Raw genomic sequence first — 12,802 nt, 5'->3', positions numbered from 1 at the left:
TTATGTCAAAAATAGCAACATTAGAAATTGATGGTAAAAAATTTGAACTGCCGATCATTGTAGGAAGTGAAAATGAAGTTGCCATTGATATTAACAAATTACGTGATTTATCAGGTGTAATTACACTTGATCCAGGTTATAAAAATTCAGGTTCTTGTACCAGCGAAATCACTTTCCTAGATGGTGAACTTGGAATTCTACGTTACAGAGGATATTCAATTGAGGATTTAGCAGAAAAAGCTGATTTCCTTGAAGTATCTTACCTTTTGATTTTTGGAGAGTTGCCTACTGTTAAGCAGTTAGCGCAATTTGAAACTGATATCAGAAAATACACTTTGGTCAATGAAGAAATGAAAAATATCATTGATGGTTTTCCTAAAACAGCTCACCCAATGGGTGTTTTAGCTGCTTTGACAAGTGCTTTGACAGCATTTAACCCTAAATCGGTAAATGTTGAGAATGAAAAAGAAATGTATGAGGCAGTATGTAAAACTATGGGTAAATTCCTAGTTATAGCAACCTGGACCTATAGAAAGAGCATGGGATATCCTTTGAATTATTATGATAATACTAAAGGATATGTAGAGAATTTTATGCGATTAATGTTTGAATTGCCTACAGAACCTTATACTGCAAATCCTGTAGTTATTGATGCATTAGATAAATTGTTTATTCTTCACGGAGATCATGAGCAAAACTGTTCTACATCTACAGTTAGGATGGTAGGTTCCTCTCACGCAGGATTATTTGCTTCAGTATCTGCGGGAGTATCTGCACTTTGGGGACCATTACACGGAGGAGCAAATCAAGCAGTGCTTGAAATGTTAGAAGAAATCCATAGAAATGGTGGGGATGCTGATAAATATATGGCTAAAGCCAAAGATAAAAATGACCCTTTTAGATTGATGGGATTTGGTCATAGAGTCTATAAAAATTTCGATCCAAGAGCGAAAATTATCAAAAAAGCAGCTAATGAAGTTTTAGCAACTTTAGGAGTTGAAGACCCAATTCTTGCAATTGCTAAAAAATTAGAAGAGTCGGCTTTAGAAGATGAATACTTCAAATCAAGAAACTTATATCCTAATGTTGATTTCTATTCTGGAATCATTTACAGAGCATTAGGAATTCCTACAGATATGTTCACCGTAATGTTTGCCATAGGTCGTTTACCGGGTTGGATCGCACAATGGAAAGAAATGCGTGAAAATAAGGAGCCTATAGGAAGGCCAAGACAAGTTTATACGGGTCACCCTTTGAGGGATTTTGTGCCAACAGATAAAAGATAAAATCAGTTTAAAAAGCTTCACAAATTAGTGAAGCTTTTTTTATATTTGTCAAAAGCTAAAAATACATGTTAGAATTAAATGTAAAGAATGAAACTTCAAGGCTTAGAGCTGTAGTTCTGGGTTCAGCAGTCAATAATGGGCCTACGCCAAAGGCTGAAGAAGCCTATGATCCAAAATCATTAGAACATATTTTAGCAGGTACCTATCCGCTGGAGCAAGACATGGTGAATGAAATGGAAGCATTTAACACCGTACTGAAAAAATATAATGTGACGGTTTATCGTCCGGAAATGATTGAAAATTACAATCAGATATTTACAAGAGACATTGGTTTTGTGATTGATGATATTTTTGTAAAATCGAATATTTTGCCAGACAGAGAGCGAGAATTAGATGCTATTCAATATATAATTGACCAAATAGATCCTAAAAAAGTAGTTCGTCCTCCTGAGGAAGTTCATATAGAAGGTGGAGATGTCATGTTGTGGAAGGAGTATATTTTCATTGGAACCTATAAAGGAAGTGATTATAAGAATTATATTACTGCACGAACAAATGTGCAAGGAGTTCAATACATTAAAGACTTATTCCCAAACAAAATTGTTAAAGAATTTGATTTGGTAAAATCTAAAATTGAAGCTCGTGATAACGCATTGCATTTAGACTGTTGTTTTCAACCTGTTGGGAATGATAAAGGAATTATATATAAAAGAGGATTCCGTGAAGAAGCAGATTATTTGTTTTTGGTGAATCTTTTTGGAAAAGAAAATCTATTTCATATTACCAGAGAAGAAATGTATAATATGAATTCTAATATTTTTTCTATTGATACTAATGTTGTCGTTTCAGAAAGAAACTTCACAAGACTTAACAATTGGTTGCGCGCAAACGGTTTTGTGGTTGAAGAAATTCCATACGCAGAAATCGCAAAACAAGAAGGATTATTACGATGTACTACCTTACCTTTAATTAGAGATTAATTCGTAGAGACGCACTGTAGAGGAGCACTGCAGTGCATCTCTACAGTGCGTCTCTACAATAATAAAAATAAAAAAACATGAAACAAACAACAAATTCCATAATGATGATTCGCCCGGTTGCGTTTAGAATGAACGAGCAAACGGCAGTTAATAATTATTATCAAAAAGTAATAGACGGACTTTTGCCTGCAACCGTAAATGCCAAAGCGCAACAAGAATTTGATGATTTTGTCGAAAAACTAACAGCAGTTGGTGTTGATGTTACTGTTGTTGATGATACGTTGAATCCAGATACACCGGACAGTATTTTTCCGAACAACTGGATTTCTTTTCATGAGAATGGTGATGTAGCTTTATATCCAATGTTTGCAGAAAATCGCCGTGAGGAACGTCGCGAAGATATTTTGGATATCTTGGAAGATAAAGGTTTTGTGATTAAAAACATTGTTGATTATACATCGGCTGAAGAAGATGGATTTTTCTTAGAAGGAACGGGAAGTTTACTCTTGGATAGAGCTAACGCAAAAGCGTATTGCGCTTTGTCACCCAGAGCTGATGAAGAATTATTTATAGAATTCTGTGAGGATTTTGATTATGCACCAGTGATTTTTGAAGCTTTTCAAACTGTTGATTCCGAACGAAAACTGATTTATCATACCAATGTGATGATGTGCTTGGGAGAAACTTTTGCAGTCATTTGTGCAGATTGTATCGATGATAAAAAAGAACGCAAAATGGTTCTGGAGAATCTAAAAGAAAACGGTAAAGAAGTCATTTTAATCACCGAAGCCCAGATGAACAATTTTGCAGGTAATATGCTTGAAGTTCGTGGAGCAAATGATAAAAGATATTTGGTTATGAGTGCAGCAGCACATCAAAGTTTGACTCCAAAACAAATTGAGCAATTGGAAAAACATGCTGAAATTTTAAGCTCAAGTTTGGATACTATAGAAGCTTGTGGTGGAGGAAGTGCCAGATGTATGATGGCTGAAATTTTCTTGCCAAGAAATTAAAAAAAAAACCGGATAAGATTTTGAATCTTATCCGGTTTTTTTATGGCTTTAATTTAGGTCAAATTCCCCTTTATAATATTGATAATTGCACTTACAATATATTGTATTCCTATCGCAATTACAATGAAACCTACAATTCTTGATATGGCTACAATTCCAGATGCTCCAAGTATTTTTGCCAAATAATGGGCACTTCTAAGGATGATAAAAATTGCAACCGCAATGGCAAGAATAGCAATTGAAGAAATAATTATCTCCATAGTTGTATTGTGTTCCTGATAAAACGCAATAAGTAAAGAAATAGAGCCAGGTCCAGCAAGCATAGGGATTGCGAGTGGGGTCAAGGCAATATCATTCCTTTTTTGTGCGTCAGTTTCTGCTTTTTTATTGATTCCTCTCTTTTTGTTAAACTTCCCTGAAAGCAAGGAGAATCCAGAACTCACAATGATAATTCCACCAGCAATTCTTAGTGCATCGATACTAATTCCAAAAAAGATCAAAACATATTGACCTATAAAAAACGAGACGATAAGAATAATAAATACATTTATCGCCGTCCATAAAGAAATTCGGGAACGTTCCTTTTTAGTGTCATTTTGTGTAAGTCCTACGAAAATAGGAACGGTACCAATAGGATTCAATACCGAAAAAAGTGCGACAAACAGATAAATAAATAGATCCATATTTTGTTTTTAAGATTGTAAAAATACTCTTTTTTTACTTTTTAATGTTAGGGCAATGTTTTTTCTTACTTTTATAACTAAACCTAATAATTGCTGAACTCATGGACCTTTTTCATTACTTTTGCAAAATATAATTACAGAAAATGATAAAAAATAAAAAAACGTTAGTTCTTGGAGCTTCTACAAAACCAGCCAGATATTCTTTTTTAGCGATTGAAAAATTGGTTTATAAAGGGCATTCTGTTCTGGCTATCGGTCAAAACGCAGGAGAAGTAGCTGGAATAAAAATCCAGACTAAAGCTATTCCGTTAAAAAATATCGATACGGTTACACTTTACCTAAATCCTTTGCGTCAGCGTGACTACTATAATTATATCGTTGAGGCACAGCCAAAACGTGTTATTTTCAATCCAGGTACTGAGAATCCGGAGTTCTATCAATTGTTGAAATTAAATGACATCAAAGTCGAGATAGCTTGTACACTGGTTATGTTGGCAACAAATCAATATTAGTTTTTTTTGGAGCTAGTTCCAGCTGTTCGCTATATCTTTTCTTGTTCCGTTAAAAAACGGAACAAGAAAAGGATGCCGCTGCCATCTGGGCTAAAACTAAAATCGTGTTCCAGATGTGGCATTTTTGCTAATCAACAGCAATCCAAGAAAAGTGATTAGTCCGTTTACGATTATCAGTTCGTTATCGAAAACATATCCAAAGAATAATGTTTTAGAATTTTCGCTGATAAAGTAAGTCACAGCCGGAGATAATAAGCATATAATTGGAACAAATTTGTCTTTGACTGTTTTTGATTTTACAAACAATCCAAAACAATACAATCCCAAAAGGGGGCCATACGTATAGGATGCGACCCTAAAAATCATTCCAACTACAGAACTGTCATTAATAGCATTGAAGAAAATAATGACCAAAAACATTAGAAATGAAAAGGTAATATGAACAAAATGCCTAGTTCGTACTACATTTGGTTTATTTAAATTCTCGGCTTTATCCATTCCTAAAAAATCTACACAAAACGAAGTCGTTAACGCTGTTAAGGCGGAATCCGTTGTGGCAAATGTAGCCGCTGTCAATCCCAACAAGAAAATAATTGACGGAATTAGTGTTAAGTGATTGAAGGCAATTTCAGGGAAAAGTAAATCAGTTCTGGGTTTTCCGGTAATTAAATCCGTTGGAACTTCTATCCCGTTTTTATTGGCGTAAATGTAAAGTAAAGCACCCACGCTGAGGAAAAAGATATTGATAAGGACAAAAATTCCGGTGAACGTAAACATGTTTTTTTGAGCTTCGCCAATGTTTTTGCAACTCAGGTTTTTCTGCATTAAATCCTGATCCAAACCTACCATGGCAATGGTAACAAAAATTCCACCCAGAATTTGTTTCACAAAATGGAATTTATTGGATACAAAATCTTCGAAGAAGAATACTTTAGAATAATTACTGTTTTTTACTTCTTCAAAAGCTTCAAAAATATTCAAATTTAAACTTCTGCAAATAAAGAAAATCGTTAAAAAGACTGAAGAAACTAAGAAAAAGGTTTGTAAAGTATCAGTGATAATAATGGTTTTTAACCCGCCCCGATACGTATACGCAAATATCAAAGCCAGCGAAATTAGAACCGTAACGGCAAATGGGATTCCGTAAAAGTCAAAAACGAATCGTTGTAAAACAATCACAACAAGATAGAGTCTGAAAGCAGACCCGATTGTTCTGCTAATCAGGAAAATGGTTGCGGCAGTTTTATAGGAATAAATTCCTAATCGGTGTTCAATATAACCATAAATTGAAGTTAGGTTCATCCGATAATATAGCGGCAGCAACACTTTTGCAATAATGACGAAGCCAATGGCATTACCTAGAACAAACTGAAAATACTTGAATTGTTCTCCGCTTGGAGAGCCAACTTCCCCCGGGACTGAAATAAAAGTCACTCCGGAAAGTGCCGTTCCAATCATTCCAAAAGCAACTAAGTACCATTTGGAATTTTTATTTGCTTTAAAAAAAGCATCATTTCCACTGTCTTTTTTACTTACAGCATGAGAGATGTAAAATAAAATTCCGAAATAAACGATTATAAGTATTAGAATGGTGCTGGGAGTCATTTTTTGAGTTTAAAGAGACCAAAATACGATTTTTTGTTTAATGGTTTAATTGTTAATTCGGTTATTTGAAAATGTACCAAATCATAAAATCGATTCAGCAAATAACCGATTAAACAAATAAACAAATTGCTACATTTGCATTTATGGAATTTTCTTCAAAACTTATAGAAAAAGCAGTGAATGAAATGTCTCAATTGCCAGGAATTGGTAAGCGAACAGCATTGCGATTAGTGTTGCATTTATTAAAACAGCCCAAAGAACAAACAGGTTTTTTATCACAGGCATTGGTTGCTATGCGTGAGGATATTAAATATTGCAATAGCTGTCATAATATTTCGGATAGTATACTGTGTGAAATTTGTGCGAATCAGAGCAGAAATCATCAAATCATTTGTATTGTTGAGGATATTCGCGATGTCATGGCAATTGAAAATACGGGTCAGTTTAGAGGGGTTTATCATGTTCTTGGAGGTAAAATTTCTCCTATTGACGGAGTTGGACCTAGTCAGTTAAATATTACTACATTAGTCGAGAAAGTAAAATCAGGTAGTGTAAATGAAATAATTTTTGCGTTAAGCTCCACAATGGAAGGAGATACCACTAATTTTTACATTTATAAACAAATCGCCGATTGTGAAATAATTATATCAACAATTGCAAGAGGGATTTCAGTAGGAGATGAACTCGAATATGCGGATGAAGTTACCTTGGGAAGAAGTATTTTGCAAAGAGTGCCTTTTGAAAAGTCGTTTAAAAATAATTAATCCATTTAATAAATAGTGATGCTTTTTAAATAGTAAATGAAAAGCTATATTTGTCGTTAAAAATATTGAAAATGAGCAAGTCTGTACTCTATTTGTTATTAGTTATTAGCGTGTTGTTTTCTTCTTGTATTCCAACCCAAGATTTAATTTACCTTCAGAAAAAAAATAATTCAGATGGTGAAACTATGATTACGGCAGTTGAATCAAAACCATACAGGTTGCAAACTAATGACGTTTTGAGTATTACCATAAAAGCAATTGATCCAAAATTAGTTGCTATTTTTAGTACTTCCAGTGAAGGAGTTGCAGTAGGTAAATCAGAATCGGGATTGTATTTTGACGGTTTTACGGTTGATGATCATGGTAATATAAGGATTCCGGTTTTGGGCGAATTAAATGTTATAGGGTACACACTGGATGAAATTAGAATTAGAGTTGAAAAGCAATTGTTAGCAGAGTATTTTAATAAGGAGGCTAATATTTTTGTAACTGTTAAATTAGCAGGTTTTAGATATGTTATTAATGGAGAAATTGGGAGCATGGGAACTAAAACTTTATTTCAAGAACAGGTAACTATTATGGAAGCTATTGCTAATGCTGGAGATATTACTATTACTGGGGATAGAAAAGCAGTTACAATTATGCGAAAAACGCCAACTGGAGTTCAAATGCAGGATTTAGATCTTACGGATATAAATGTGATGAAGTCACCTTATTTTTATTTACAACCAAATGATTATATTTATGTAAAACCACTTAAGCAAAAAACTTGGGGAACCGGAAAAACAGGAATAGAATCTTTGGGAACAATCATTACATTGTTATCTTTAGCTACAACTACTTTTTTACTATTAAAAAATTAATACAGCGTTCAAAAAATGTTAGATATAAAAGATTTTTCGATTTTTGAAAACCAAGTAAGCTTTGACTTTAAGGGATTCTTAATAAAAATCGGAAGTTATTGGAAGTGGTTTTTAATAAGTCTGTTAATCACTTTCACGATTGCTTATCAGGTGAATATCCGTAAAGAAAAAATTTACGGTATGGAAACACTTATTTCCGTAAAAGAAGAAAGCAATCCGCTTTTTACCTCAAATACCAGTTTAGTATTTAATTGGGGAGGTACTTCAGATCAAGTTCAGACAATCTCAACGACTTTGCAGTCCAGATCTCATAACGAACTGGTTGTGGATAAATTGCAATATTATATTAATTACTTAGTTCAGGGGAAATATAATTTGGTAGATGCTTATGGATCAGTTCCTTTTTATGTCAATATTGATAAATCAAAAGGACAATTAGCAGGAACCTTAATAGGAATTAAGTTTATAAGTGAAAATACATATGAAATCAGAATTCCGTTTGAGAACCAAAATGCTTCTATAATTACGTATTCTGATAATTCATACAGTAATACAGCAGTAGAAACAGGAGATTTTGTAAAAAGATATAAGGTTGGCGAAAAGGTTTCTTTGCCTTTTTTAAATTGGAAGTTGCAAATAAATGAAAATCCAGGTTTCTATAAAGGAAACGAATACTTTGTACAGTTTAACGATTTTAACGGAACGGTATCGGGATATAAAGGAATAAACGTAAGGTCGGATGATAAAAGTGGTTCCATAATTACCTTAGGTATGCAAGGAACTAACAAAGCAAGGATGGTTGAGTACTTGAACGCAACTGTTAAAATGCTTATCAAAAGACAATTAGATAGTAAAAACCAGTTTGCGACTAATACAATAGCGTTCATAGACAGTACATTGGTTACTATGGAAGCTCAATTGAAAGAGACAGGAAATGAGCTGAAGTCATTTAGAAAAGATAAAAATATCTATGATATAGAAGAAGGTGGAGCCAAGTTTTCGGATAAGATTTTAGAATTTGATGTTAAGAAAGACGAAGTTAATCGTAAAATGGCATATTATAATTCTTTGAAATCATATTTAAAAAACAGTGTAAACTATGCTAAACTTCCCGCACCTTCGGTTGCAGGAATTGAAGATCCAAATATTGTAGTGAATGTTTCGAAACTGATAGAGCTATCTACTCAAAGATCAGAAATGGCTTATGCTGTAAAAAGTGATAAAATATTTAAGGATTTTGACAATCAAATGGAAGCGGTCAAAAATGTTCTGTTAGAAAATATAGCAACAGCAAAGGCCTCACTTCAGTATGATTTAGCTATGGTGAGCAGCAAAATAAGTGAGACTGAAAGTACTATAAAGCAACTTCCGGAGGATCAACAAGAGCTCATTAAAATCAAAAGGAAATACGATTTAAGCGATAATATTTATAGCACCTTTCTTCAAAAAAGGAGCGAAGCCGATATTGTTAAAGCGGCAAATTTATCAGATGTTCATTTTATAGATCCAGCTAAGGATGTTGGCGGAGGGCTTATAGGGCCAAAAACATCAGTTAATTATGTATTGGCTTTATTTCTGGGATTACTTTTTCCATTGGTTTTTGTATTTGCCGTTTTCTTTATCAATAATTCGATTCAGAACACAGAGGACATTAGTAAGATGACAAAAATTCCTTTAATAGGTATTGTTGGGGTTAATAAAGAGAATACCAATTTAGCTGTTTTTGACAAACCAAAATCAGCTTTATCAGAATCCTTTAGAGCCATTCGTTCTTCTCTTCAGTTTTTATATAAGCAACAACATGTAGCTGGAGCAAAGACGTTGATGATAACATCTTCTGTAAGTGGAGAGGGAAAAACATTTTGTTCCATAAACATCGCTACGGTATTTGCACTTAGTGAGAAAAAAACAGTAGTTATAGGTCTGGATTTAAGAAAACCAAAACTGTCGGCTGAATTTAATTTATCGAATGAAGTTGGGGTAGTCAATTATCTGATAAAGCAAAAAACGATTGACGAAATCATAAATCATACACACATACCTTTTCTAGACGTTATTTTGTCAGGACCAGTTCCGCCTAATCCATCTGAAATGATTATGAGTGAAGGAATGGGAGAGTTGATAGGAGAGTTAAAGAAAAAGTACGATTATATTATTCTGGACACGCCACCAGTAGGTTTGGTATCAGATGCTTTGGAGTTAGCACAATATTGCGATGTTACCTTATATATAGTAAGACAGAATTTTACTAAAAAAGATATGATTACGCTGTTAAACCACAGAGTGAAACGCGGAGAGTTGAATAATGCCAGTATTGTTTTAAATGGTTTAGAGAATAAAGCAAAATATGGTACTGGTTATGGGTACGGTTATGGATACGGCTATGGTACGTATGCAAATGGATATTATGAAGAGGGTAGGCCTAAAAGTATTTATCAAAGAATAGCGCAAAATATTTTGAAAAAACATACGAAGTAATTGATTGTTTTAAAATAAAGACAGATGGAAGTAGAAACAAAAAGGTCCGTTTTAATTACAGGAGGTGCGGGATTTATAGGTTCTAATCTTTGTGAATATTTTTTGTCTAAAGGCTATAAGGTCGTTTGTTTGGATAATTTTGCAACAGGCTACAGACATAATTTAAAAGGCTTTATAAATCATCCGAATTTTAGTTTGATAGAAGGTGACATTCGTAATGCAACAGAATGTCAAAATGCAGTGCTAGGAGTAGATTATGTTTTACATCAGGCAGCTTTGGGCTCAGTGCCAAGGTCTATTAATGACCCTGTTACTACGAATGACGTAAACGTTTCCGGGTTTTTAAATATGCTGATTGCCTCAAGAGATGCAAAAGTAAAACGATTCATATATGCGGCAAGTTCTTCCACGTATGGGGATTCGGAAGCTTTACCTAAAGTTGAAGCCGTAATTGGAAAACCGCTGTCTCCTTATGCTATAACAAAATATGTAAATGAGCTATATGCTGAAATTTTTAGCAGAACCTATGGTTTAGAGACAATCGGGTTGCGTTATTTTAATGTTTTTGGTCGAAAGCAAGATCCTAACGGAGCATATGCTGCAGTCATTCCCAAATTTGTAATGCAATTGATGCAACTAGAAAGTCCTAAAATAAATGGTGATGGGAACTATTCCCGTGATTTTACTTACATCGATAATGTAATTCAAATGAATGAGTTGGCCATGCTGACAAAAAATCCAGAAGCTATAAATACGGTTTACAATACTGCCTATGGGGACAGAAATACATTGAATAATCTAGTTGATTATTTAAAGGAATTTTTAGCGGAATATGATAAAAAAATTGCTACAGTTAAAGTAGAATATGGCCCTAATAGAGCAGGTGATATTCCACATTCTTTGGCAAGTATTGAGAAAGCCAAATTGCTATTGGGTTATAATCCAAAATATTCGATGCAAGAAGGATTGAAAGAAGCAGTTGGATGGTATTGGGAAAACTTGCGTGAAAAGTGAATAGTTAGAAGTGAGTAGTTAGAGGGAAATAGATATTGGAAAATAATAAAAGAATGAAAATCACAAAAATTTGTTGCATAGGAGCAGGATATGTTGGGGGACCGACAATGGCAGTTATTGCTCAAAAATGCCCACAAATACAAGTTACGGTAGTAGACTTAAATGAAGAACGAATTACTGCGTGGAATGATCAAAATGTAGATAATATACCCATTTATGAACCAGGTTTAAGCGAAATTGTTGCCGAAGCGAGAGGGAGAAACTTGTTTTTTTCTACCAACGTAGAAAAAGCAATAGACGAAGCTCAAATTATATTTATATCTGTTAATACGCCTACGAAAACCTATGGAAAAGGAAAGGGTATGGCGGCTGATTTGAAATATATTGAATTGTGTGCGAGACAAATTGCCAGAGTAGCTAAAGACAACAAAATTGTAGTTGAAAAATCGACACTTCCAGTTAGAACTGCTGAAGCGATTAAAAGTATTTTAGATAATACAGGTAATGGCGTTCAGTTTCAAATTCTTTCTAACCCAGAGTTTTTAGCTGAAGGAACTGCTGTTCAAGATTTATTGAACCCTGATAGGATATTAATTGGAGGCGATTCTTCTGACGAAGGACAAAAAGCGATTCAGGCTCTTGTAGCTGTGTATTCAAATTGGGTAGCTGCAGACAAAATAATAACCACTAATGTTTGGTCTTCAGAGCTATCAAAGCTGACAGCTAATGCATTTTTGGCACAACGAATTTCATCGATAAATGCAATGTCTGAGCTATGTGAAAAAACGGGTGCAGATATAAATGAAGTGGCAAAAGCCATAGGAATGGATAGCAGGATAGGATCAAAATTCTTGAAAGCTTCCGTTGGATTTGGAGGTTCGTGTTTTCAAAAAGATATTTTGAATTTGGTTTATATCGCAAAATCATATGGACTGAATGAAGTAGCTGATTATTGGGAACAAGTCATCATCATGAATGATCATCAGAAAAGACGTTTTTCTAACAATATAGTTCAAACACTTTATAATACAGTTGCCGATAAAAAAATTACATTTTTAGGTTGGGCTTTCAAGAAAGATACCAATGACACTAGAGAATCTGCGGCTATTTATGTTGCTGATGATTTAATAAATGAACATGCAAAAATTGCTGTTTACGATCCTAAAGTATCACATAAAAAAATCATAGCCGATTTAAATTATTTAGAAACCAGAGCTGCTTCAAATAATGCTACTAGTGTTAGTTCATTTGATACTCCTTATGAAGCCTGTCAGAATGCACATGCTATAGCTGTGCTTACGGAATGGGATGAATTTATAAATTTCGATTGGCAAAAAATATATGACTCCATGCAAAAGCCTGCTTTTGTTTTTGACGGGAGAAACCTGCTGAATGCATCGGAATTAAAAGCTATTGGGTTTGTATATCAAGCTATAGGCTCATAAATAATAGGGTGCAAAGTAACAAAGCAACAACGTTAGAAAGAGGCAAAAGAACAAAGAGAAAAGGTTACAGCGTTACTAAGGAATGAAGCACAGGCGTATTCAGGTTTAGAAGTTTATTCTCAATCCTGACGCTGAAAACTAATTTTAGTACAATACAAA

General features: G+C 34.0%; 11 protein-coding genes. 9 read left to right on the top strand and 2 right to left on the bottom strand.

Annotated features, from left to right (window positions below; genetic code table 11):
* The first annotated feature begins 2 nt into the window (after positions 1 to 2).
* From E0H99_RS12020 to ctlX, 3 genes are all read left to right on the top strand, one after another.
* On the top strand, positions 3 to 1,286 hold the full coding sequence (locus E0H99_RS12020; protein WP_131917013.1) for a citrate synthase: 1,284 nt from the start codon (positions 3 to 5) through the stop codon (positions 1,284 to 1,286).
* A gap of 65 nt (positions 1,287 to 1,351) precedes the next feature.
* Positions 1,352 to 2,266, top strand: a complete 915-nt coding sequence (locus E0H99_RS12015) for a dimethylarginine dimethylaminohydrolase family protein (protein ID WP_131995786.1) — start codon at positions 1,352 to 1,354, stop codon at positions 2,264 to 2,266.
* Between the two features lie 77 nt (positions 2,267 to 2,343).
* The gene (gene ctlX / locus E0H99_RS12010; RefSeq protein ID WP_131995783.1) at positions 2,344 to 3,279 is read left to right on the top strand and encodes a citrulline utilization hydrolase CtlX; all 936 of its coding nucleotides are present in this window, start codon (positions 2,344 to 2,346) and stop codon (positions 3,277 to 3,279) included.
* 53 nt (positions 3,280 to 3,332) lie between these two features.
* Here ctlX and E0H99_RS12005 read toward each other — a convergent pair whose 3' ends face one another.
* Positions 3,333 to 3,962: a MarC family NAAT transporter gene (locus E0H99_RS12005; protein WP_131995780.1), complete on the bottom strand. Its 630-nt coding sequence runs from the start codon at positions 3,960 to 3,962 to the stop codon at positions 3,333 to 3,335.
* A gap of 146 nt (positions 3,963 to 4,108) precedes the next feature.
* Here E0H99_RS12005 and E0H99_RS12000 point away from each other — a divergent pair, with 146 nt between their 5' ends.
* Entirely contained in the window at positions 4,109 to 4,474 is a 366-nt protein-coding gene (locus tag E0H99_RS12000; protein WP_131996090.1) for a CoA-binding protein, read from the top strand.
* A gap of 96 nt (positions 4,475 to 4,570) precedes the next feature.
* On the opposite strand, the gene E0H99_RS11995 is transcribed toward E0H99_RS12000, so the two are convergent.
* Complete coding sequence (locus tag E0H99_RS11995) at positions 4,571 to 6,079, bottom strand: sodium:solute symporter (RefSeq protein ID WP_131995777.1); 1,509 nt, start codon at positions 6,077 to 6,079, stop codon at positions 4,571 to 4,573.
* Between the two features lie 143 nt (positions 6,080 to 6,222).
* Between E0H99_RS11995 and recR the strand changes: the two genes are divergently transcribed.
* From recR to E0H99_RS11970, 5 genes are all read left to right on the top strand, one after another.
* Positions 6,223 to 6,843, top strand: a complete 621-nt coding sequence (recR, locus tag E0H99_RS11990) for a recombination mediator RecR (protein WP_131995774.1) — start codon at positions 6,223 to 6,225, stop codon at positions 6,841 to 6,843.
* A gap of 71 nt (positions 6,844 to 6,914) precedes the next feature.
* Complete coding sequence (locus tag E0H99_RS11985; protein ID WP_131995771.1) at positions 6,915 to 7,706, top strand: polysaccharide biosynthesis/export family protein; 792 nt, start codon at positions 6,915 to 6,917, stop codon at positions 7,704 to 7,706.
* 15 nt (positions 7,707 to 7,721) lie between these two features.
* Complete coding sequence (locus E0H99_RS11980; protein ID WP_131995769.1) at positions 7,722 to 10,184, top strand: polysaccharide biosynthesis tyrosine autokinase; 2,463 nt, start codon at positions 7,722 to 7,724, stop codon at positions 10,182 to 10,184.
* A 24-nt stretch (positions 10,185 to 10,208) separates the two neighbouring features.
* Positions 10,209 to 11,198: an SDR family oxidoreductase gene (locus tag E0H99_RS11975; RefSeq protein WP_131995767.1), complete on the top strand. Its 990-nt coding sequence runs from the start codon at positions 10,209 to 10,211 to the stop codon at positions 11,196 to 11,198.
* 53 nt (positions 11,199 to 11,251) lie between these two features.
* Complete coding sequence (locus tag E0H99_RS11970) at positions 11,252 to 12,643, top strand: UDP-glucose 6-dehydrogenase (protein ID WP_131995765.1); 1,392 nt, start codon at positions 11,252 to 11,254, stop codon at positions 12,641 to 12,643.
* Positions 12,644 to 12,802 lie beyond the last annotated feature (159 nt).

The organism is Flavobacterium sp. GT3P67 (assembly GCF_004349155.1).
Lineage (GTDB): Bacteria > Bacteroidota > Bacteroidia > Flavobacteriales > Flavobacteriaceae > Flavobacterium > Flavobacterium ranwuense.
This window is presented reverse-complemented; position numbering and strand designations above follow the sequence as displayed.